At 72.3% G+C, this 18,339-nt stretch carries 30 protein-coding genes; 26 read left to right on the forward strand and 4 right to left on the reverse strand.

All coding sequences use genetic code 11. From position 1 onward, the window contains the following. Window position 1: 1 nt before the first annotated feature. On the reverse strand, window positions 2-646 hold the full coding sequence (locus tag G567_RS0114280; RefSeq protein ID WP_028930534.1) for a universal stress protein: 645 nt from the start codon (window positions 644-646) through the stop codon (window positions 2-4). Between the two features lie 277 nt (window positions 647-923). Between G567_RS0114280 and G567_RS0114285 the strand changes: the two genes are divergently transcribed. The 5 genes from G567_RS0114285 to G567_RS32115 all read left to right on the forward strand — a co-directional run bounded on the left by G567_RS0114285 (window position 924) and on the right by G567_RS32115 (window position 5,173). Then, a complete protein-coding gene (locus tag G567_RS0114285; protein ID WP_161631706.1) occupies window positions 924-2,111 on the forward strand; it encodes a site-2 protease family protein in 1,188 nt (395 codons plus the stop codon). Between the two features lie 89 nt (window positions 2,112-2,200). After that, window positions 2,201-3,208 carry an RNA-guided endonuclease InsQ/TnpB family protein gene (locus tag G567_RS28835; protein WP_211223931.1) on the forward strand — a complete coding sequence of 336 codons (1,008 nt, stop codon included), beginning with the start codon at window positions 2,201-2,203 and terminating at the stop codon, window positions 3,206-3,208. A gap of 181 nt (window positions 3,209-3,389) precedes the next feature. Next, window positions 3,390-4,286 (forward strand): universal stress protein, encoded by an 897-nt coding sequence (locus tag G567_RS0114295; RefSeq protein WP_028930536.1) that lies wholly within the window; start codon window positions 3,390-3,392, stop codon window positions 4,284-4,286. 64 nt (window positions 4,287-4,350) lie between these two features. After that, on the forward strand, window positions 4,351-4,602 hold the full coding sequence (locus G567_RS0114300) for a hypothetical protein (protein ID WP_028930537.1): 252 nt from the start codon (window positions 4,351-4,353) through the stop codon (window positions 4,600-4,602). After that, window positions 4,592-5,173 carry an Rv1733c family protein gene (locus tag G567_RS32115; RefSeq protein ID WP_051233042.1) on the forward strand — a complete coding sequence of 194 codons (582 nt, stop codon included), beginning with the start codon at window positions 4,592-4,594 and terminating at the stop codon, window positions 5,171-5,173. Before G567_RS0114300 ends, G567_RS32115 begins: the two co-directional genes overlap by 11 nt. A 239-nt stretch (window positions 5,174-5,412) precedes the next feature. On the opposite strand, the gene G567_RS28845 is transcribed toward G567_RS32115, so the two are convergent. Next, a complete protein-coding gene (locus G567_RS28845; protein ID WP_051233044.1) occupies window positions 5,413-6,441 on the reverse strand; it encodes an AraC family transcriptional regulator in 1,029 nt (342 codons plus the stop codon). A gap of 224 nt (window positions 6,442-6,665) precedes the next feature. On the opposite strand from G567_RS28845, the gene G567_RS0114315 reads away from it, so the two are divergent. Continuing rightward, window positions 6,666-6,941, forward strand: coding sequence for an SHOCT domain-containing protein (locus G567_RS0114315; RefSeq protein ID WP_037057323.1), 276 nt, complete (start codon window positions 6,666-6,668; stop codon window positions 6,939-6,941). A 95-nt stretch (window positions 6,942-7,036) separates the two neighbouring features. Here the strand turns inward: G567_RS0114315 and G567_RS0114320 are convergent, their stop codons facing one another. Further along, the gene (locus tag G567_RS0114320; protein ID WP_051233092.1) at window positions 7,037-8,056 is read right to left on the reverse strand and encodes an o-succinylbenzoate synthase; all 1,020 of its coding nucleotides are present in this window, start codon (window positions 8,054-8,056) and stop codon (window positions 7,037-7,039) included. Between the two features lie 367 nt (window positions 8,057-8,423). Here G567_RS0114320 and G567_RS35185 point away from each other — a divergent pair, with 367 nt between their 5' ends. Then, window positions 8,424-8,777 carry a hypothetical protein gene (locus G567_RS35185; RefSeq protein WP_028930540.1) on the forward strand — a complete coding sequence of 118 codons (354 nt, stop codon included), beginning with the start codon at window positions 8,424-8,426 and terminating at the stop codon, window positions 8,775-8,777. On the opposite strand, the gene G567_RS37200 is transcribed toward G567_RS35185, so the two are convergent. Continuing rightward, window positions 8,684-9,151 (reverse strand): helix-turn-helix domain-containing protein, encoded by a 468-nt coding sequence (locus tag G567_RS37200; protein ID WP_147201150.1) that lies wholly within the window; start codon window positions 9,149-9,151, stop codon window positions 8,684-8,686. The genes G567_RS35185 and G567_RS37200 overlap by 94 nt on opposite strands. Window positions 9,152-9,333: 182 nt before the next feature. On the opposite strand from G567_RS37200, the gene G567_RS0114330 reads away from it, so the two are divergent. From G567_RS0114330 to G567_RS0114420, 19 genes are all read left to right on the forward strand, one after another. Then, the gene (locus G567_RS0114330) at window positions 9,334-9,594 is read left to right on the forward strand and encodes a helix-turn-helix domain-containing protein (protein WP_028930541.1); all 261 of its coding nucleotides are present in this window, start codon (window positions 9,334-9,336) and stop codon (window positions 9,592-9,594) included. Further along, on the forward strand, window positions 9,591-9,869 hold the full coding sequence (locus tag G567_RS0114335; RefSeq protein ID WP_028930542.1) for a helix-turn-helix domain-containing protein: 279 nt from the start codon (window positions 9,591-9,593) through the stop codon (window positions 9,867-9,869). Before G567_RS0114330 ends, G567_RS0114335 begins: the two co-directional genes overlap by 4 nt. An 86-nt stretch (window positions 9,870-9,955) precedes the next feature. Continuing rightward, window positions 9,956-10,228 (forward strand): hypothetical protein, encoded by a 273-nt coding sequence (locus G567_RS0114340; protein ID WP_147201151.1) that lies wholly within the window; start codon window positions 9,956-9,958, stop codon window positions 10,226-10,228. Window positions 10,229-10,236: 8 nt separating this feature from the next. Further along, window positions 10,237-10,407 carry a hypothetical protein gene (locus G567_RS0114345; RefSeq protein ID WP_154667152.1) on the forward strand — a complete coding sequence of 57 codons (171 nt, stop codon included), beginning with the start codon at window positions 10,237-10,239 and terminating at the stop codon, window positions 10,405-10,407. Next, window positions 10,404-10,694: a hypothetical protein gene (locus G567_RS28850; protein ID WP_037057268.1), complete on the forward strand. Its 291-nt coding sequence runs from the start codon at window positions 10,404-10,406 to the stop codon at window positions 10,692-10,694. The genes G567_RS0114345 and G567_RS28850 overlap by 4 nt, the downstream gene beginning before the upstream one ends. Then, window positions 10,691-11,596, forward strand: a complete 906-nt coding sequence (locus G567_RS28855; RefSeq protein WP_037057271.1) for a PD-(D/E)XK nuclease-like domain-containing protein — start codon at window positions 10,691-10,693, stop codon at window positions 11,594-11,596. Before G567_RS28850 ends, G567_RS28855 begins: the two co-directional genes overlap by 4 nt. Continuing rightward, entirely contained in the window at window positions 11,593-12,774 is a 1,182-nt protein-coding gene (locus G567_RS32120) for a hypothetical protein (protein ID WP_051233046.1), read from the forward strand. Before G567_RS28855 ends, G567_RS32120 begins: the two co-directional genes overlap by 4 nt. Window positions 12,775-13,065: 291 nt before the next feature. After that, window positions 13,066-13,275 carry a hypothetical protein gene (locus G567_RS0114365; protein ID WP_028930545.1) on the forward strand — a complete coding sequence of 70 codons (210 nt, stop codon included), beginning with the start codon at window positions 13,066-13,068 and terminating at the stop codon, window positions 13,273-13,275. Next, complete coding sequence (locus G567_RS35525) at window positions 13,268-13,963, forward strand: hypothetical protein (RefSeq protein ID WP_051233048.1); 696 nt, start codon at window positions 13,268-13,270, stop codon at window positions 13,961-13,963. The genes G567_RS0114365 and G567_RS35525 overlap by 8 nt, the downstream gene beginning before the upstream one ends. After that, entirely contained in the window at window positions 13,960-14,454 is a 495-nt protein-coding gene (locus G567_RS0114375) for a hypothetical protein (protein WP_028930546.1), read from the forward strand. The genes G567_RS35525 and G567_RS0114375 overlap by 4 nt, the downstream gene beginning before the upstream one ends. Further along, window positions 14,454-14,795 (forward strand): hypothetical protein, encoded by a 342-nt coding sequence (locus G567_RS0114380; protein ID WP_028930547.1) that lies wholly within the window; start codon window positions 14,454-14,456, stop codon window positions 14,793-14,795. Before G567_RS0114375 ends, G567_RS0114380 begins: the two co-directional genes overlap by 1 nt. Continuing rightward, a complete protein-coding gene (locus G567_RS0114385) occupies window positions 14,795-15,142 on the forward strand; it encodes a hypothetical protein (RefSeq protein WP_028930548.1) in 348 nt (115 codons plus the stop codon). The genes G567_RS0114380 and G567_RS0114385 overlap by 1 nt, the downstream gene beginning before the upstream one ends. Window positions 15,143-15,195: 53 nt before the next feature. Further along, window positions 15,196-15,444 carry a hypothetical protein gene (locus tag G567_RS28870; RefSeq protein ID WP_028930549.1) on the forward strand — a complete coding sequence of 83 codons (249 nt, stop codon included), beginning with the start codon at window positions 15,196-15,198 and terminating at the stop codon, window positions 15,442-15,444. Beyond that, window positions 15,437-15,772: a hypothetical protein gene (locus tag G567_RS0114395; RefSeq protein ID WP_028930550.1), complete on the forward strand. Its 336-nt coding sequence runs from the start codon at window positions 15,437-15,439 to the stop codon at window positions 15,770-15,772. The genes G567_RS28870 and G567_RS0114395 overlap by 8 nt, the downstream gene beginning before the upstream one ends. After that, window positions 15,769-16,260, forward strand: coding sequence for a hypothetical protein (locus tag G567_RS0114400; RefSeq protein WP_028930551.1), 492 nt, complete (start codon window positions 15,769-15,771; stop codon window positions 16,258-16,260). The genes G567_RS0114395 and G567_RS0114400 overlap by 4 nt, the downstream gene beginning before the upstream one ends. Next, on the forward strand, window positions 16,257-17,072 hold the full coding sequence (locus G567_RS0114405; protein WP_028930552.1) for an adenine nucleotide alpha hydrolase family protein: 816 nt from the start codon (window positions 16,257-16,259) through the stop codon (window positions 17,070-17,072). The genes G567_RS0114400 and G567_RS0114405 overlap by 4 nt, the downstream gene beginning before the upstream one ends. Further along, window positions 17,069-17,533 (forward strand): hypothetical protein, encoded by a 465-nt coding sequence (locus tag G567_RS0114410; RefSeq protein ID WP_028930553.1) that lies wholly within the window; start codon window positions 17,069-17,071, stop codon window positions 17,531-17,533. The genes G567_RS0114405 and G567_RS0114410 overlap by 4 nt, the downstream gene beginning before the upstream one ends. Beyond that, window positions 17,530-17,928 (forward strand): hypothetical protein, encoded by a 399-nt coding sequence (locus G567_RS0114415; RefSeq protein WP_028930554.1) that lies wholly within the window; start codon window positions 17,530-17,532, stop codon window positions 17,926-17,928. Before G567_RS0114410 ends, G567_RS0114415 begins: the two co-directional genes overlap by 4 nt. Further along, window positions 17,925-18,323: a hypothetical protein gene (locus G567_RS0114420; protein ID WP_028930555.1), complete on the forward strand. Its 399-nt coding sequence runs from the start codon at window positions 17,925-17,927 to the stop codon at window positions 18,321-18,323. Before G567_RS0114415 ends, G567_RS0114420 begins: the two co-directional genes overlap by 4 nt. Window positions 18,324-18,339: the final 16 nt, after the last annotated feature.

Raw genomic sequence — 18,339 nt, forward strand, 5'->3', positions numbered from 1 at the left:
CTCACCCCGGTCGCGGGACGAACAGGACCGGGCACGGCGCGTGGGCGAGCGCGGAGCGGGCGACGAGGCCGAGCATGCGGGGCCGCCGGATGCGAGGTCCGCCGATCACCAGCAGCTGGGCGTCGAGGTCCTCGCCGACCAGCTCGTGCGGATGGGCCCGGGCCAGCTCGGCCGTCACCGTGGCCCCGGGGGCGTGGGCGCGGAGCGCGTCGATGCCCGCCGCCAGGACCCGCCGTCCGCGCTCGACGGCGGCGTCGAGACCCACGCTGCGCTCGGCGAAGGACTGGGGGACGCCGTGGACGAGATGAAGCACGGCGCCGAGGTGAGCCGCGGCGTCGGCGGCGTCTGCAAGGACCTGGGCGTCGTCGGGTAGCTCCCGGACGGCGGCGACGACCTGCGGCCGGCCCGTGGCGGCCGGCGCTGGGTGCGCCACCAGCACGGTGTGACCGGCGAGCTCGGCGATCAGCCTGGCCCGCTGCGCCACCGCGGGCTCGGTGAACGTCGCCGAACGCGCCGCCGGGGACCGGAGCACGAGCTCCCGTCCGGCCGCGGCACACCAGCGCTCCACCCAGCCGGGGATCTCGGCTCCGTTGAGCACGACCACCGAGCCGAGGTGCTGTTGCTCCAGGATGGCTGAGGGGTGCATGGCTCTCCATCTCGTGCGGCCCCGCTGCCGACCACCATGCCCTCGGCCGGGCGCCGGTGGTAGGGCCCTTCGTCATCGGGTGCGGGGCGCGGCGGCCCTCCGGCCGCCGGTACCGACCTTCGGCGGGCGGGCCCGGGTCCTGCGCCCCTGCCCGGTTCCGCCGCCGCCGGCCGACCATCGGGAGGTCGATCGCCGCAGAGGGTCCGCGGCGGCAGTGTCGAGGCCGGCGAGATGCTCGGCAGGTATCCGCGCGCCAGCCGGCTGAGGGGAGGCAATGATGCGGGGCACGATACCGCTCGGGCGGTTCGGCGGGGTTCCCGTCGGTGCGCATTGGTCGGCCCTGATCGGCGTCGTGCTGCTGGGGCAGCTGCTGGCGATGACGGTTCTCCCCATGCTCGTGCCGGGGCGCAGCGCCGCGACCTACTGGGCGGCGGGCGGCGCGGCGGCGCTGGCGTTCATCCTGTCGCTGCTCGCGCACGAGCTGGCCCACGCGGTCGTCGCGCGCCGCAACGGGCTGGAGGTGCGGCGGATCACGATCTGGCTGCTCGGGGGCGTCGCGGAGTTCGCCGACCGGCCACAGCGCGCGGGTATGCAGGTACGGATCGCACTGGTCGGTCCGATGGTGAGCCTCGTGCTGGCCGGGCTGTTCGCGGCGGCATCGTGGTTGACGGTCGGCTCCGGTGGTTCGGCGCTGGTCGCGGCCACACTGTCCTGGCTGGCCTCGATCAACCTGATGCTGGGTGTGTTCAACCTGCTGCCCGGCACCCCGCTGGACGGCGGCCGGGTGCTGCACGGGCTGATCTGGTGGCGCAGCGGCGACCGCGAGCGGGCGACCCGCATCGCCTCCGGCGCGGGACAGTTCCTCGGCGCGCTGCTCGCGGGCCTGGGGATCCTGCTCGTGCTGGGCGGGCGAGGGGACGGTCTGTGGCTGCTGCTCGTCGGTTGGTTCCTGGCTGGCGTTGCGGCCGGTGAGCGCAGGCACGAGATGGTGGCGGGACAGGTGGCGGGCCTGCGGGTGGGCGATGTGATGAACCGGGAGCCGCAGGTCGCGCCCGGCTGGTGGACCGTGCAGGCCTTCGTCGATCAGCTGATGACCCACCACGGCCCCCAGCATCGGGTGTTCCCGGTCGTGGACCTGCAGGGGCAGGCGACCGGTGTGGTCGGGCTGGCCGATCTCGCCGCCGTCGCGGCGCCCGACCGCGTCCACGTCCCGGTGCGCAGCGTCATGCGCCGCCAGCCCGCCGAGCTGGTCGTCGGCGAGGACACCCCGCTGGAGAAGATCCTGAGCCGGCCGCTGGTGCCCGGGCGCGACCTCGTGCTCGTCGAGCGGGACGGCAGGCTCGCCGGCCTCGTCGGCCCCGGCGACCTGGCCCGGACCGTCGAGCTGCAGGCGCTGTCCGGCGAGCCCGCCGGCCGCACCCGAGGCCAGGGCTCACCGGCGTCCCTCGGTGACCGGGGAACGTAGCGCGCAGGCTCCGGCCTTCAGGCCGGTGACAGCGCGTCGAGGAACGGATGGCGGGGTCATGCGCCATTCTCTCGAACATAGGTTCGAGGATGGTGCGACGGGCGTACCGCTACCGCTTCTACCCCACCCCCGCACAGGCCGAGCAGCTCGCGAAGACGTTCGGCTGTGTCCGCTACGTCGACAACCGCGCCCTCGCCGAACGGTCCCGGGCCTGGACCCAGGAGCAGCGGCGGGTCACGCACGCCGAGTCCGACCGGTGGCTCACCGCGTGGAAGCGCGACCCCGCCACGGCGTGGCTCACCGAGCCGTCCAAGGGGCCCCTGCAGGCCACGCTGCGGCACCTGCAGACCGCCTACGTCAACTTCTGGACCAAACGGGCCAGGTACCCGACGTTCAAGCGCCAGGGCCGCAGCACCGACGCGGCCACCTACTTTCGGGGCTGCTTCACCCACCGCGATGGCCGGCTCACCCTCGCCAAGCAGGACCGGCCGCTGGACATCGTGTGGTCGCGCCCGCTGCCGACCGGTGCCGTGCCGTCGCAGGTGACGGTGTCGCGGAACGCGCGGGGCCAGCACCACGTATCGATCCTGGTCGAGATCACGATCGATCCCCTGCCCGCCGCTGGCGCGGTGGTCGGGATCGACGCCGGGATCACCTCCCTGGCCACCCTGCCTACGGGAGAGAAACTCACCAACCCGCGGCACGAGAAACGGGACCGCAAGCGGTTGGCCCTGGCCCAGCGTCGACTCGCGCGGAAGCAGAAGGGGTCGGCGAACCGGGCGAAAGCCAAGCTCCGGGTCGCGCGCATCCATGGGCGCATCGCCGGCCGCAGGCGCGACGCCCTGCACAAGCTGACCACTCGGCTTGTGCGCGAGTTCGACACGAGCGCCATCGAGGACCTCACGGTCCGCAACATGGTGCGCAACCACGCCGTCCGGATCGCGAGCGTGAGGGTCCGCACCGCGGCCGGCTCGGTCACCGGCCGCAGCAGGGCTCCCTGCTCGCCGGCCCGCTCGGCCGGCCGGGCCAGGAACCCATCGGGCAGCGGCCAGTCGGCGAAGTACCGGCAGCCAGCGGTGTGGCGTGGTCCGCCCTAGTGACGATCATGATGCCTCCGTCTCTGTTCTGCGCTGGTCATCGTGGACGGATCCGGTGGTGTGGCCCACGGTCTGGGGCGCTGCCGGGTCGGGACGAACGGCCCGGATCTGGGGGTCGTGCGCCGGTGCCGGGTGCGGTAGCGAATGAGCAGGGTGGAGTGGACGAGTCGGAGGAGGGGCGATGGCGGAGCAGCGGGCGTGGCCGGTCGTGGTGGGTGTGGACGGGTCGGAGCCGGCCCTGGACGCGGTCCGATGGGCCGCCCGGGAGGCGGCGGTGCGGGGAGCGCCGCTGCGGCTGGTGGGGGCGTTCGTGTGGACCGGCACCCCGCATATCGGTGATCTCGGGCTGGGCGAGACCTACCTGGAGGGGCTGTGGGACACCGCGCGGGGGCACGTGGAGACGGCCGCGGGGGTGGCGCGTTCGGTGGCCCCGGGCGTGACGATCGAGCAGGACGTGCGGGCCGGCTATGCGGTGCCGGTGCTGTGCGAGGAGTCGGAGCGGGCGCGGCTGGTGGTGGTCGGCTCGCGCGGGCTGGGCGGGTTCACCGGGCTGCTGGTGGGCTCGGTGGCGGTCGGGCTGGCCGCGCACGCCTCGTCCCCGGTGGTGGTGGTGCGCGGCGCGCTCCCGGAGGAGTCGTCGGCGCCGGTGGCGGTGGGGGTGGACGGGTCGCCGGTGAGCGAGGCGGCCCTGGCGTTCGCGTTCGAGGCCGCGTCGTGGCGCGGGGTTCCGCTGGTGGCGGTGCACACCTGGAGTGATGTGCTGCTGGACCCGACGCTGGTGCCGTTGCTGGACTGGGACGCGATCGAGGCCGACGAGCGGCAGGTGCTGGCCGAGCGGCTGGCGGGCTGGTCGGGCAAGTATCCCGACGTGCAGGTGCGCCGGGTCGTGGTGCGGGATCGGCCGGCGAAGGCGCTGGTGGAGTGGTCGGGCGAGGCGCAGCTGGTGGTGGTCGGCTCCCGCGGGCGGGGCGGCGTCGCCGGCGCGTTGCTGGGCTCGGTCAGCCAGACGCTGCTGCGCCACGCCCATTGCCCGGTCGCGGTCGTGCGCTCCGGCGGTGCGGAGCAGCAGCCGTCATGATCGGTGCCGGTGAGGTGCGTCCGCTGCCGGCCGTTTCGGCGGCCGCCGCGGCGACGAGTGGGCGATGGCCGGCGGCCGGCTGTGGCTGGTCCGGGCTCGTCCCATCACCACGCTCGCCCCGACCCCGGTCGCGGTGTCACTGGCGACCAAGCTGTATGTCAACCTCGTCATGCCGGAGGCGGCCGAGCGGGTGGCCGCGGCCCGAGGTTCGACGTCGTCCATGGATCGACAGCAAGGAGGGGTGACCGTGCGTGCCCAGAGCGGGGAGCGCCCCGCGCCGGCACGGCTGACGGGTGGTGCTGACGATGCAGCCTGATCAGACGCATCGGCGCAGCGGGGAGGGCCGGATCCGGCGGCGGGCCACCGACCGGCTCGGGGATGCCGTCGGCTGGCTGCTCTCGACACTCGCGCTGTTCGCCGTGGTGGCGGCCGTGGTGGTGGCCGCGCAGGTGCACGGCAACGTGCTCGCCAGAGCCGAGCACGAGGCGGCGACCCGGACCCAGGTGCAGGCCGTCGTGGTGACGGACGCGCAGGCGCTGCCCAGTCCCGGAGGTGGCCCGTTGCCGAGCCTGTCGGTGGCGGCACGCTGGATCGCGCCGGACGGGATCGAGCGCACCGGCCCGGTCACCGTGCGCGGAGCGGTCGACGTCGGAGCGAGCGTGCCGGTCTGGGTCGACCGCACCGGGATGGCCGTGCCGGCCCCGACCGAGCCGGGCCTCGCGCTGGCGGCGGGGATCTTCGCCGGTATCGGTCTGACCGGTGGCGCGGCGTTCCTGCTCTGGCTCGCCTGGCTGGGGGTGCAACGCTGGATCTTCGCGTGCAACGCGGCCGGTTGGGAACGGGAGTGGGCCGCCGTCGAACCCAGGTGGAGCGGCCGCATCCGCTGACCCGTCGACGCAGGGCCGGATGCTGCTGATCCGGGAACCCCCTCCCTCCCCGGATCAGCAGCATCCCGCAGGCGGCGTCTCGCCTCGACGGTGGCAGCTCGTCCACCGCCGTACCCGCCGCGCATCCGGACTGCAACGGAACCTTTACGCTTAGCAAGAATTTGGGCCGAGCTGGTGCCTCTCGACCCGGGTGGTTTCCGGGAACGGACAGATTCTGCGGGTTCCGGCCTGCCCACGGGTCAGGGTCGCAGCCCGCGCAGGGTGGCCGACGGCGCGACGCCGAAGCGGCGTCGATAGATGTGGGCGAACCGGCCGGCGTGCGGGAAGCCCCATCTGCGCGCGATGACGGCCACGCTGGTCTGCCCGGGGTGGGCGGCCAGCAGGTCGGCGTGCGCGCGGTCGAGGCGTCGGTCGCGTTGGTAGGCGTGCGGCGAGACGCCGACGTAGCGGCGGAACCCCTCCTCGAGTCCCCGCACGCTGACCCCGCACGCCTTGGCCAGCTCGATCACCGTCCAGGCCCGCTCGGCATCGGCCTCGATCAGATCGAGGGCGTTGCTGATCGTCTTCGGCCGGTGCGGACTGGCTCCGGAGTGCAGCTCGTCGCTGTAGTTGTGCGGCTGGGTCAGCAGCAGCCCGGTGATGATCAGTCGATGGATCTCGGCGGCCAGCAGCGGTGAATCCGCCAGCCCACCCGGCTGGCGCAGCTCGCGACTCAGCATGCGGACCGCATCCAGCCATCCCTGCGCCGCGGGCGTGGTCAGATCCAGCGCCAGCGCGAATCGCACCGGGGTCGACAGCGGCCGCCCCAGCCGTTCGGCGAGCTCGTTCTCCACCGCGCGCCGATCGATCTTCAGACACAGCTGGACGCTGCCCGGAGCCCAGCGGTCGAGCGTCGCGTGGCCCGTCGGCGTGAACACCGCGGCGGTGCTCGGGTTGGCGAGCACCTGTTGGTCGCCGCAGCGCGAGAGCACCTCGCCGGTGAGCGGGATGTTCACGTGGTAGGCGATCTCCAGCTCACCGGCGTCGAGCTCGACAGCGCTGCCGAACTGCACCCGCCCCAGGGTCAGCGGCCCTGCGCTGCGCGTCGACATCGCGAACTGGAACGGCGCCGCAGTCTCCAGCTGGCGCAGCCGCAGCGGGTAGTACGTCCGTCTCAGCTCGGCGCGTGCCCGATCCGGATCGGAGGTCTGGAAGACCGCTCGGGTCGGCCCCGGCGTGTCGGGGACGGCGCTCGGCGACAGATGCACCCCGCAACGGTCCCGCAGCATTCGGCCCCGGACAACATCCAACGCGGTTCAATGCGCCCATCCCCACCCAGCAACGACGTCATGGAGCCATGACGCGCTCCGGCTGCGCTCAGGAACGCCGTCATGGAGCCATGACGCGCTCCAGGCGGACGGGGTCGTCCGTCTGTTCCGGCCGGGCCGTCGGCCTCTGCCGGGCGCCGCCCGTGCCGACGAGGATGGGAGGCATCCAAGGGCAGGTGATGACGATGATGTTCTGGTACGGCCACGGCATGGGTGGCTGGGGCTACGCCCTCATGGCCATCGGCAACGTGGTGCTCTGGGCCGTGCTCCTCGTGGCGATCGTCGCGCTGATCCGGTATGTGACCCGCGCGGACGGGCGTGGGACCGGCCGGCCCATCGCTCACCGGTCCGCCGAGCAGGTGCTGGCCGACCGGTTCGCCCGCGGCGAGATCGACGAGCCGGAGTATCGCGAGCGGCTGGCCGTGCTGCGGGACCCCGACCGGCCGTTGACCAGGCAATGAGTCGCGCAATGTGGCCGCGGACGGATCGGCGGGGGTGGCTGCGGGGCGCCACGCGAGGGGTGAGGCCGCCGCGTCGCCGTGCTCGCGGAGTCCCGTCAGGCGTGTGGGCCCGCCGGGGTGCCGGCGGGTTCGGTGCGGACGCGGGCGAGCCGGTCGTGCCACCACGCCGCCCGCTCCGGGTCGGCCGGCTCGTAGGTGTCGAGCAGGGCGGGGTCGGGTGCGGGTGGCATGCGGGGGACCGGCAGGTGGCCGTCGACCGGGCGGAGCGACGCGGCGCCGGCCACGACATCGCCGTCCAGCAGCGTCAGGGTGCCCAGCCCGCAGGCGAAGTCGAGCTCGGGCAGCGCGCCGGCGAGGGCGAGCTGCGCGGCCAGCCCGACGCTGGTTTCCAGGGCGGAGGAGACCACGCACGGCAACCCGGCGGCCTCCGCAACCCGGAGTGAACGCCGCACCCCGCCGAGCGGGGTGCATTTGATCACCGCAACGTCGGCCGCGCCCGCGACCGCCACCCGCAGCGGGTCCTCGGCGTGGCGGATGGACTCGTCGGCGGCGATGCGCACCTCGACCCGGCGGCGCACGGCGGCCAGTTCCTCGATGGTCCGGCAGGGCTGCTCGACGTACTCCAGCCCGCGCGCCGCCCGGTCCAGCGCCCGGATGGCGGTGACCGCGCCGGCCACGTCCCACCGGCCGTTGGCATCCACCCGGATCGCTCCGTCCGGTCCCAGTGCATCGCGGACGGCTTCGACACGGGCGAGGTCCTCGGCCAGGGACTCGGGATGATCGGCGACCTTGACCTTGGCCGTGCGGCAGCCCGATCGGGCGGTGATGCCGTGGGCGCGTTGCGGGTCGACGGCCGGGACGGTGCAGTTGATCGGGATGCGGTCGCGCACCGGCTCGGGCCATCCCACGGTGCATTGCTCGATCGCGGCGGCCAGCCACGAGGCGGACACGTGGTCGTCGTAGTCGGCGAACGGGCAGAACTCGCCCCACCCGGCGGGGCCCTCGATCAGCATGCCCTCGCGCACCGTGATGCCGCGGAACCGGGTGCGCAGCGGGATGGCGTAGAGGCGGGCGGCGGCGAAATCGATGCCGTCGCGGTCGACGTCGCTGAGCATCACGTGGTGGCGTCCTCGTCCTGGCCGGCACTCGGCGGATGGGCTCTCGTGGCGCGGGTGTGCCCCCGGTGCGACTCGAACGCACACTGGACGGGTGTTGGGCAGGCGGATCACGGGGGGTGACCTGGTGTCATCGGCGCAGCTTAGCCCGTGTTCGCGCGACCACAGGTGATCGCCGGTGACACTGTGGTTCGTCAGGGGGGCGCGGGAAAGCGCCGAGTAATGTGGCCGGTCCGGCAGCCCCGTTCAGGCGGTGGACCTCGCCGCGAGGCAGCCCAGTTCGTCACTTAGAGCACATATCTGGCTACAGCCGATTACCCTGTCGTGGTCAGGAGATGGCCAACTGCAGACGGGGGCGCGGCGGCGGATGGGGCAGCGGCGGACCAACGACGGCGACGACGACTCGCCCCGGACGACACTGGCGGAGGCCATCCTCAACGTCATCCAGCGGTACGGCGGCCTGGCACGCGGGGAGATCCCGCGCCACTTCGTGCTGCTCGTGGAGACGATCGGCTGGGATGACGACGGCGCCGAGTACTCCAACCTGGTCCGGGTGGCCCCTGCGGGGGTGCCGCTGCGGCATTCGCGGGCGCTGCTGGAGGACGGGTTGGAGATGCTGAGCAACGCTCAGCCGGTGGCTGCCCCAGCGCCGGTGTCCCCGCGGTGGTCGGCGGCGAGAGGTTCGCGTCGGCGGCCGGTGGGCCGACGGCCGCGTTCCTGACGGCCGGTCTCAACGGGGCTGGCGACGACGGTTGTCTCAGGGTCGCCGCCGTCCGGGTGCGGGTCGGGGCACATCCGTGCTCTGACTTCGGACAGGAGCTCGTCGTTCTTCAGTCGTGAGGGGTCGGCGGCGATGGTCGCGCCGAGGCCTTCTGGGCGGTAGCCCAGCCGGACGAGGAACTCCGCTTCTTTGACTCCGAATGTCTTGGCGAGGCCTTGGACGGCCCGGTGGGAGAGGTCGCGACCGCTGCGCAAGCGGGTGAAGATGCCGCGTTCGAGGCCGGAGCGGCGTTCCACTTCGGCCTGGGTGAGGCCTTGGTCGGCCATGAGTCCCTGGACGTACGCGTACAGCGCGCTATCGCTGCGGTTGCCCATGACGCCAGATGATAGCCGGGTGTCAGGCACTACCGCAGGGTGTCACACACGTCTACGGAGTGAATCGACCTCCGCCGGCGCCGAAAAGCAACCGCCCAACTGATCTGCCGCCTGCTGCCCACACGCGTTGCGTTCAACCCGCAGCACCGAGTAGTGTTTGTTGGGTGCAGCCAACATCAGCAGTGGGTAGCACACAGCAGAGGCGCCCTCCGGTCCGCACCGTCAACGTCGCGCTCGTCAACGCCCTCCTACGCGAGCGCGGCTGGACCCGCACCCGGCTCGCCCGGGAGATGGGCATGGACCGCGCCCACGTGACCGAGGTCCTCCTCGGCCGCGCCGCGTGGGGACCCGCGTTCCTCACCGCGCTGCTGGACGTGTTCCCCCGCCACACCCTCGATGATCTTTTCCCCGTCCCCCACCACCCGGTCGGTGGTGCCGCATGAGCGCACCATCACTGCCCGGGGAGCTCGCGTCCGCGGTCGCCGACGCCGAGCCGGTGGTCTACGCCGTCAAGATCGACGCCGAGACGCTCGCCACGATGCTGACCGTCCGGCAGCTCTCCGAGCTGCTCAGCCTGGGCTACCAGACCGCGCTGCGGCTGGTGCGCTCCGGCCGCATCCGCTCCCGCAAGATCGGCACCCACTACCTGGTGCCGGTGTCCGCGTACGTCGAATACCAGGCCGGCGCGGACGACCCCAGCCCGGACGACGACGAATGACAGCGCCCCCGTGACGGCCCAACGGCCGCCGCGGGGGCGCTTTCGGCGTCTACGGCCCGGCCAACCGACCAAGGAGGAATCCAGGCGTGACCCACCAAGCGTACCCACCTGCCCCTACCGTGCCGCGGCGCCGGTCCGAGGGTGGTGGCAACATCCTCGGCCCGGCCGCCGCGCTCGCCATCGTGGAACAGCGGGCCCCGGCGCTGCGGGAGCTGCGTGACCACCTCGGTCTTGACCACGTCGGCGGGGTCCTCCGCCGGGTCGACCACCCCGCCCGCACCGCCCACACCGTGGCCTTCGCCATGCGGGCCTGCGCGAAACAGCTCCGCGCCTGCCACCTCGAGAGGACCAACCAGTGATCTGCGACATGATCCCGCTGCCGAAAGTCGAACAGCCCCGAGACCACCTCATCCAGCTGCGCGACCGCTACCGGCAGGACGCCTACCTGGTCGGGACCGCGGGGGAGGACGCCGCCCAGCAGGCCCTCGACGCGGTGACCAGGTTGCTGGCCGACCACCGCTCGGCGGGTGTGCGGTGAACATCAGCGAAGCGAACCAGTTCAACGTCCTGCTGGACTGGCTGTTCGAGCTGCCCGGCCCGGACGGGCGCATCCCCAGCCACAAGGAGGGCCGCGCCGCCGCGGCGTGGCTGGCCGACCGCGCCCACACGGCCATCAGCGCGGGCCTGACCGGCGCCAAGGTACGCGACAGCTGGTACTGGGTCGACGACGGCCACTGCTGCGGCATCGACGGCTGCGACTGCGCCGCCGGCGAGCCACCCGCCCGCGCCGTGGAGACCGTGCAGGTCACGGGAGAGCGGCTGTGACCGACCCGGCTCACATCGACCAGCCCGGCGTCTACGACCTCCCGGCGCACGTGTACCACGCCGACCCCGTCGTCGGCGGCTCCCTGTCCTCCTCGGGTGCGCAGCGGCTGCTGCCGCCGTTCTGCCCGGCCAAGTACAAGGCGTGGCGCGCCGCCGGCGGCGAACACCGCCACGTGTTCGACGTCGGCCGGGCGGCACACGCCCTCGTCCTCGGCGTCGGCGAGCCGTTCGAGGTGATCGACGCCGACAGCTACCACACGAAGGCCGCCCGCGCCCAGCGCGACGAGGCATACGCGGAGGGCCGGACACCGCTGCTCAGCCACGAGCACGAGCAGGTGCAGGCGATGGCCGCCGCGCTGCGCAAGGTGCCGCTTGCCCGCGCCCTGTTCCGACCCGGTACCGGCCGCCCGGAGCAGACCCTCGTGTGGCGCGACGGCGAAACCGGGGTGTGGCGGCGGGCGATGCTCGACTGGCTGCCGCATTCCCAATCCGGCAAACGGCTCCTGATCACCGACTACAAGACGGCGGCGAGCGTCGAACCCGCGGCGATCTCCAACGCGCTCGCCCGCTACGGCTACTACCAGCAGGCCTCCTGGTACATCGACGGCGCGACCGCGCTCGACCTGCACGGCGGCGTCGAGCCCGCGTTCATCTTCGTGGTCCAGGAGAAGGAACCTCCGTACCTCGTGACGGTCGCCCAGATCGACCCTGAGTCGATCGAGTGGGGCCGTCGCCGTAACCGCAAGGCCATGCACATCTACCGCCGCTGCATTGAGACCGGCGTGTGGCCGGGCTATGCCGACGACGAGGTGATCTCCGTCGGGCTGCCCCGCTGGTCGGTCTACGAGCACGAGGCCGCGTACGCGGCCGGCGAATACGACACCGAACAGGACATCGCATGAGCAGCATCGCCGTCCCGCACCCCGGAGCGCACACCGGGCAGGCCACTCAGATCGAGCAGGCCCGTGCCCAGGCCGAGGTTCTCGCCGCGATGGAGGCCGCGAAGCGGTGGCCCCGCGACGAAGATCAGTGCGAGCAGAAGATGCGGCGGGCGTGCGCCCGCCCGGCCGTCGCGGAGAAGGCGTTCTGGGCGTTCCCGCGCGCTGGGGAGCAACTCACCGGGTCGACGATCCACTTGGCGAAGACTCTGGCCGGGATCTGGGGCAATCTCCAGTTCGGTGTCGTCGAGCTGGAGCGGAACTCGGCGCGGCGTGAGTCGCAGATGCTCGCGGTGGCGTGGGAGCTGGAGACCAACACCCGGGCCACGACGACGTTCCTCGTCCCGCACCTGCGGGACACCCGGAACGGCACGAAGGACCTCACGGATCTTCGCGATGTGTATGAGAACAACGCAAACCAGGGTGCGCGCCGCGTCCGAGAAATGATCTTCAAGATTTTGCCGGACTGGTACACCGAGACCGCCGAGGACATCTGCCGGGCGACGCTGGAGAAGAGCGACAAGCCGATCGCCGAGCAGCGCGCCGCGCTCGCGAAGGCGTTCGAGTCGCTGGGGATTCGCGTCGAGCAGTTGGAGTTGAAGATCGGCCGGGCGTGGGATGAGACAACGCCGGGGGATCTCGCGATCTTGAAGATCGTGGGAAAGTCGATCCGGCGTGGAGAGGCGACGGTGGCGGAGCAGTTCCCGCCGCTGAAGCCTGCCGGTGCTGTTCCGGTGACGGTGGAGGAGATCACCGGCGGCCCGGCCGTGCAGCCGGAGCCCCCACCGGCCGCGTCCGAGGTGCGTGCCGAGGCCGACGTGGCCAGGGCGGCGCTCGATCAGCACGCCGAAGAGCTGGCCGAGCAGCGCGCCGGCGAGCCGGAGGTCAAGAAGCGGGAGCGGCGCATGTTCGCGCTGCTCAATGAGGCCGGGGTCGGCGGCAGCAAGGCCGACGAGCGTGCGCGGAGGCTGCGGCTGCTCGCATTGATCCTCGACCGCGACATCACGTCGTCGTCGGATCTGTCCCATGACGATCGCGGTCTGGTGGTCACCGAGCTTGAGGTGTGGAAGCAGCAGGGCCGGCTGGTGGAGAACGCGGCGGCCGCGCTTGATGACGGCTCCGAGGACGGGGGGAGCCGGTGAGCTTCTATCCGTGCGATTGGTGCGGCTGGATGCCGCCGTCGTGCACGTGCCGGCGCTCGTCTGATCCGCGTTCCGCTCGTGATGTCCAGCAGCGGCACAAGGCGGCTGTGGACCGGGCCTGGCGGTCCGGGTGGGCTGCTCAGCGGGCTGTCGCCCGCGCCTGGCAGCGGGTGGCGGCATGAGCCTGTTGCGGCGGCTCGCCGAGGCCGTGCTGTGGGCGGTGGGCAGCCTGGTGTGGGCGGCCGCCACCACCGTGACCCCGACCATCCACCACTGCGAGGAGGCCGACCGATGAGCTCCGTCGCGAACGAGGCCGCCGTGGAGCGGCTGATCGCAGGGAAGCTGCGCCGCTCCGACGCTCGTGATGCCGACGTGGCCGCCGCGGTACGCCGCATGCGCGCCGCCGGTGTGTCGGTCACGCAGATCGCGAAGCGGCTGCGGACCGGGGCCGGCGCGGTGCAGCGGATCGCCCGAGATTCCGAGGAGACCCCGAATGTCTGAGCTGTTGTGGAAGGCCGTCGGCCGCGACTACACGTCCCGGGGTGGTGTGGTGTGGACGGTGGGGGAGACCGTCACGCACCCGACCTCGACCCGCATGGTGCGGGACGAACCGGCGACGTACCTGTCGTCGTCGGCCGAGCCGGGGGAGACGCTGATCGGGCGGGATTGGCCGTGTCGCCTGCTGCGGGTACGCCCGATCGGCCAGGTGATCGACTCCGACGAGTGGCGATTCAAGCGGTGCGCGCTCGGCTATGAGGTGGTGGCGGAGGTGGCGGCGTGGAGGGCGCTGGGACCGAACGGCCGCCAGGTCGCCGCGCTGGTCGCACGCCTGGGTTGTCTGACAGCCGCCGAGATCTCGGCGGCGAGGGACGCGGCGAGGGACGCGGCGTGGACCGCGGCGGTGGACGCGGCGTGGACCGCGGCGGTGGACGCGGCGTGGGCCGCGGCGAGGGACGCGGCGTGGGCCGCGGCGGTGGACGCGGCGTGGACCGCGGCGGTGGACGCGGCGTGGGCCGCGGCGAGGGACGCGGCGAGGGACGCGGCGGCTGGACTCGTGGTCCGTGACCTGCTCCCCGACCACCACTACCGCCGCCTCACCGACCGGGTGACTGCTGTGATCGGCCCACCCGAGTCGTGGCCGGTCCCTGCCTGGTGCGACCGGCCCGACGACGACGAGGAGACGCCGTGAGCCGCCCGCTGCCCGACTCGTGCGCCCTGGACCGCATCGAGCGTGACTGGTGCGCCGCAGTCGACGCCTACCGCAACGGCGACCCTTCCGGTGTCGCGGACGCGTTGTGCCCGCCCGATCTCGGCTCCGTCGAGACGTACACCCGCCTGTTCGCTCTCACGGCCCTCGCGGCGCACGTGTGCGGCCAGCAGTACCGCAAGGTGCACAAGGTCGACCCCGACCCCGACCGCGACGGCGCGTTCTTCGGCGTCGAGGTCGTTGACGCCGTCACCGATCGGGTGGTCACCCCGGACGACGGGATCAAGGAAGCCAACGTTGTCGCCGCTGGCCGGCTGATCGCGGCGGCCGCGAACGGTGATGTCGAGATGGTCACCGACCTCGTGCACGCGCACATGCCGTTCGAGGGTTCACACGAGCGGTCCGGGGTGCTGCTGGATTTGCTGGGTATCTACTGCGCCATGAGTTCCGCCGCCGCCGAGGGGGTGGAGTGATGCCGGCCGTCTTCGTGTGCGGCCCCGACAACCGCAACCTGCGGAAACGGTACTGGCGGTGCCCGAGCTGTGAGCGCATCACCGAGACCGTGGTGCGGCACGGCGGCTGGTGGGGTGTCGACATCCTGTGCTGCCGGTGCGGTGACCGCTGGACCGACGGGCAGCTGCGGCCGCGTCCGTTTCAGCGTGGCTGGCGGGATGAGCGCCGCCGCCGCCACCGACAGCTGTGGGACGCCGCCACGCACGGCCCCGACCCCACGTTCGAGGAGTTGTTCCCGGAGTACGCGGCCCGGCGGCCGGTGGTGGATGTGCATCTACCCGACGACGAGGAGACCCCGTGATGGCCCGGCACGGTTACCCCGCGCAGGACCCGATCGGCACCGTCCGCATCCGCTACCGGTCGGAGCGGCACGAGCTGTGGGCCCAGCGCGTGATCAAGATCGCTGGGTCGTGGGGTGGGTGGACGTGGCTGACCGGGCGGCCCCTGACTGCTGATCTGTGGCTGTCGCCGCGGGAGGTGGCCGGGTGGCCGGTGCAGTCGTGGTCGGAGTTGGCCCGGGTGCTCGGCCACCCGGGCGACGAGGGCGCCGACCGCGGCCGGTTGCACGACCTGGATGAGGTGCTGGCCGAGGCGGGTATCGACCCGGCCAGCCTGGCCGACGAGGAGGACGGCGAGGTGACGAACTGATGACCGAGCCAACTCTAAACCCAGCTCTAAGCCAAGACTTGAAGGTTGCGGCCTTGCGGGGGGCCGCCGGCCTCGCCGCCGCATCACCCTCGGTCCCCGATGCGGTGCGGGTCGCCTGGCAGCACCTACACACCAACCGGGCCGTGCTCGCCGTCGTGTTTCGGGCGTGGGCCGCCGCCGAGGGGGTCGCCGACATCCCCGACCTGGGCGGCGTGCTGCGCCGCCGCCACACCACCCCCGACCAGGTCGCGGCCGGGCTCCGGCGGGCTGCCACCCTCCTGGAGGACACCCCCGATGAGTGACCCGACCACCATGCACGGCGCGCACGAGAGTCGCCACCTGGCCGCTCTCGCCCGCGAGCTGACCTACGCCGCTGGGGTGCCGCTGCGCGACCGCTACGGCTTCGCCGCGTCCGAGGAAAGCGTGTTGCGCATCGTCGCGGCGGTCGCCGCCCACCCCGACGACGAGGACGCCGCCGACGTGATCGGATCAGCCAACTTTGTGGGGGAGATCGAGATCGCCGAGGGCTACGACACCCCGACCAGTGAGGAGTATGAGCGTCGGATCGTGGCCGCGCTACGGCCGCTCGTGGAGCAGCGGCGTGACGCCGCCGTGAGGGGGCTCCGATGACCACCGATCCGACCCCCACCCCGGACCTGGCCGACGCTGAGGCGATGGTGCGCCACTGGGCCAGGACGTGGGCCGGGCCGCTGCTGGCCGTGGTGCTGGCCGAGTACGACCGCCGCGGCACCGAAATCCAAGAGCTGGCCTACCAGGCAGACCGGCTGCGAGCGGAGCGCGACGAAATGAAGCAGCTGGTGGAAATCCTTGAGGCCAACCTCATCCGGCAGGCCAACTGCGGTGTGGGGCACGACCCGGAGCAGATCTGCTGCGCCCACGCCGCCGAGGTGCAGCGGCTGCGCACCCAGCGGCAGGCCGCGCTCGCGCTGCACCGTGACGCCGGGCCCAGCCAGGGCTACGACAGCAGCGGCTGCTATGACGACCTGCCCCGCTGCTGCGGCACCTGCGGCGCGCACGGCGAGTGCGGGGTCCCGTGGCCGTGCCCTACCGCCCAAGCCCTCGGAGTGACCGACCAGCCCGACCAGGTGGCGACATGAGCCTGACCACGATCTCCTACGGAGGCGGCGTCCAATCGACGGCGATGATCGTCCTCGCGGTCGAGGGCCGTCTCGGGCTCGATGTCGACGCAGCCTTGTACGCGAATGTTGGGGACGACAGCGAACACCCGGACACCACACGTTACGTCCGCGAAGTCATGCAGCCATGGGCCGCAGAGCGTGGCCTCCCCGTGCACGAGCTGCGCCGTGTGCGTCGCGACGGCACCGTCGAGACGCTCTACGGCCGACTCACCCGGGAGAGGTCTCGCTCGCTCCCCATCCCGGTCCGCATGAGCAACGGCGCCCCTGGCACCCGGAGCTGTACCGCCGACTTCAAGATCAAGGTTGTTGCGCGATGGCTCCGCGAGCACGGTGCCACGAAGAACGACCCCGCAACGGTCGCAATCGGGATCAGCGTCGACGAGATCCAGCGCGCGAGCAACAGGCGGTCCCACAGCTACGAGCGGATCACCTACCCCCTGCTCACGTTGGGGCTGCGGCGGACCGACTGCGCTCGAATCATCGCTGACGCAGGACTTCCCATCCCGCCGAAGTCATCGTGCTGGTTTTGCCCGATGCAGCGCCCTTCCGTGTGGGCTGCGATGCGTGTCGACGAGCCCGATCTCTTCGACCGGGCCGTCGAACTGGAAGACCTTCTCAACAGGCGCCGTGACCGTCTCGGTAAGGACCACGTCTACCTCACGCGGTTTGCCAAGCCGCTACGCGACGTCGTCCCCGAGGGGATTCAAGCACTCCAGCTGGCCTACGGCGCTGATGACGGCGCCTGTGACTCCGGATGGTGCATGACATGAGCGCAAACGAACTGGTCACGGCCGAGGTGCTGCGCCGTGCTGCTGACCTGATCGAGCAGCGCGCCGCGAAGGCCACCCCGGGGCCGTGGCGGGTCCGCTACACCGACCGCTACGGCTGGCCGATCGACATGCACGCCGACGACGACGACGAGGGGACGCTGACGCTCGTCGCGGGTACCGCGCTGCCGCGCGCGAACGGCCGCGATCCCGGCCACTACGAGTCGCAGCACATCATCGCCACTAGCGAGCCATCCGACCTGTACCCGGGCATGGAGCAGTTCGCTGAGCTGCACGGCAACCACGAGTGGATCGCCACGATGAGCCCACAGATCGCCCGCCCGTTGGCGGCGTGGCTGCGGCTCACCGCCGCCGGGTACGAGCAATACCCACTCAACCCTGCCGAGCTGGAGGGCTCCGCCCCGGTGCGGTTGGCCCGCGTGATCCTCGGGGAGACGACATGACCGACGACCCGACTCCCGCGCCGGGCGTGATCGACCTGTCCGGTGTCCGCACCCAGGCCGATCTCCAGCTGGTCCGCGACTTCGCGATCCGTCGCTACATAGGTGAGCACGGCGTCGACTACACGGCGGCGGCGGAGGCCGTCGACGAGCAGATCATTTCGGTGGTCCGCCAGGTCTTCCGCGAGGTCAACGTCGTGTTCGCGCAGGTCGCCGATCACCTCAGCAAGGTGGCCGTCGAGGTGTTCGACAGGCTCGGCCGCATCGTCGACCCGCACCCCCACCTCGTCGACCAAGACCCGCCCACCGATCCCCGTGAGCGCGCCCTCTGGCTGCGCCGCCACCGCCACACCGGCCCCGCCCCCGCTCGGCTCGACGGACGAAAGACACGGCGATGACCGGTCTTGACCGGCCCGACCCGGCCCGCCGCCTCGGCTTCGACAAGTCGATGCGGCAAATCCAAGCCCGCTACGGGGACGCGATCCGCATCCTCGGCGACCCCCCACCGCTCGCCGAGCTCGTCGCCGACGTACACGCCATCGCCGACACCCTCGACGCCCTCGGCGCCGCCGGCGCCCGGGACGTGCTGCGCACCGCCGCCGACCACCTCGACGCCCTCGGCACCGACCTGGCCGTCGAGCGCCGCTACCGCACCCTCGGCGGCCCCCCACCCAAGCCGGATCAGACCTGGGCGAACCTGCGGCTGCCGCCGCCGCCCTCGGCCAGCGACCCGGCCGCCCCACCGCACCACCGGCCTACCCGCAACGAACCCGGGACCAACGGCCGGACATGACCAGACTCACGACCTC

Source organism: Pseudonocardia asaccharolytica DSM 44247 = NBRC 16224 (assembly GCF_000423625.1).
Lineage (GTDB): Bacteria > Actinomycetota > Actinomycetes > Mycobacteriales > Pseudonocardiaceae > Pseudonocardia > Pseudonocardia asaccharolytica.

What these genes read in the sequence shown, in the direction of transcription:
- G567_RS0114280 (WP_028930534.1), bottom strand. Translation starts at nt 646, where the DNA reads ATGCACCCCTCAGCCATCCTGGAGCAACAGCACCTCGGCTCGGTGGTC.
- G567_RS0114285 (WP_161631706.1), top strand. Translation starts at nt 924, where the DNA reads ATGCGGGGCACGATACCGCTCGGGCGGTTCGGCGGGGTTCCCGTCGGT.
- G567_RS28835 (WP_211223931.1), top strand. Translation starts at nt 2,201, where the DNA reads ATGGTGCGACGGGCGTACCGCTACCGCTTCTACCCCACCCCCGCACAG.
- G567_RS0114295 (WP_028930536.1), top strand. Translation starts at nt 3,390, where the DNA reads ATGGCGGAGCAGCGGGCGTGGCCGGTCGTGGTGGGTGTGGACGGGTCG.
- G567_RS0114300 (WP_028930537.1), top strand. Translation starts at nt 4,351, where the DNA reads ATGGCCGGCGGCCGGCTGTGGCTGGTCCGGGCTCGTCCCATCACCACG.
- G567_RS32115 (WP_051233042.1), top strand. Translation starts at nt 4,592, where the DNA reads ATGCAGCCTGATCAGACGCATCGGCGCAGCGGGGAGGGCCGGATCCGG.
- G567_RS28845 (WP_051233044.1), bottom strand. Translation starts at nt 6,441, where the DNA reads ATGCTGCGGGACCGTTGCGGGGTGCATCTGTCGCCGAGCGCCGTCCCC.
- G567_RS0114315 (WP_037057323.1), top strand. Translation starts at nt 6,666, where the DNA reads ATGATGTTCTGGTACGGCCACGGCATGGGTGGCTGGGGCTACGCCCTC.
- G567_RS0114320 (WP_051233092.1), bottom strand. Translation starts at nt 8,056, where the DNA reads ATGCTCAGCGACGTCGACCGCGACGGCATCGATTTCGCCGCCGCCCGC.
- G567_RS35185 (WP_028930540.1), top strand. Translation starts at nt 8,424, where the DNA reads ATGGGGCAGCGGCGGACCAACGACGGCGACGACGACTCGCCCCGGACG.
- G567_RS37200 (WP_147201150.1), bottom strand. Translation starts at nt 9,151, where the DNA reads ATGGGCAACCGCAGCGATAGCGCGCTGTACGCGTACGTCCAGGGACTC.
- G567_RS0114335 (WP_028930542.1), top strand. Translation starts at nt 9,591, where the DNA reads ATGAGCGCACCATCACTGCCCGGGGAGCTCGCGTCCGCGGTCGCCGAC.
- G567_RS0114345 (WP_154667152.1), top strand. Translation starts at nt 10,237, where the DNA reads ATGATCCCGCTGCCGAAAGTCGAACAGCCCCGAGACCACCTCATCCAG.
- G567_RS32120 (WP_051233046.1), top strand. Translation starts at nt 11,593, where the DNA reads ATGAGCAGCATCGCCGTCCCGCACCCCGGAGCGCACACCGGGCAGGCC.
- G567_RS0114365 (WP_028930545.1), top strand. Translation starts at nt 13,066, where the DNA reads ATGAGCTCCGTCGCGAACGAGGCCGCCGTGGAGCGGCTGATCGCAGGG.
- G567_RS35525 (WP_051233048.1), top strand. Translation starts at nt 13,268, where the DNA reads ATGTCTGAGCTGTTGTGGAAGGCCGTCGGCCGCGACTACACGTCCCGG.
- G567_RS0114380 (WP_028930547.1), top strand. Translation starts at nt 14,454, where the DNA reads ATGCCGGCCGTCTTCGTGTGCGGCCCCGACAACCGCAACCTGCGGAAA.
- G567_RS0114385 (WP_028930548.1), top strand. Translation starts at nt 14,795, where the DNA reads ATGGCCCGGCACGGTTACCCCGCGCAGGACCCGATCGGCACCGTCCGC.
- G567_RS0114395 (WP_028930550.1), top strand. Translation starts at nt 15,437, where the DNA reads ATGAGTGACCCGACCACCATGCACGGCGCGCACGAGAGTCGCCACCTG.
- G567_RS0114400 (WP_028930551.1), top strand. Translation starts at nt 15,769, where the DNA reads ATGACCACCGATCCGACCCCCACCCCGGACCTGGCCGACGCTGAGGCG.
- G567_RS0114405 (WP_028930552.1), top strand. Translation starts at nt 16,257, where the DNA reads ATGAGCCTGACCACGATCTCCTACGGAGGCGGCGTCCAATCGACGGCG.
- G567_RS0114410 (WP_028930553.1), top strand. Translation starts at nt 17,069, where the DNA reads ATGAGCGCAAACGAACTGGTCACGGCCGAGGTGCTGCGCCGTGCTGCT.
- G567_RS0114415 (WP_028930554.1), top strand. Translation starts at nt 17,530, where the DNA reads ATGACCGACGACCCGACTCCCGCGCCGGGCGTGATCGACCTGTCCGGT.
- G567_RS0114420 (WP_028930555.1), top strand. Translation starts at nt 17,925, where the DNA reads ATGACCGGTCTTGACCGGCCCGACCCGGCCCGCCGCCTCGGCTTCGAC.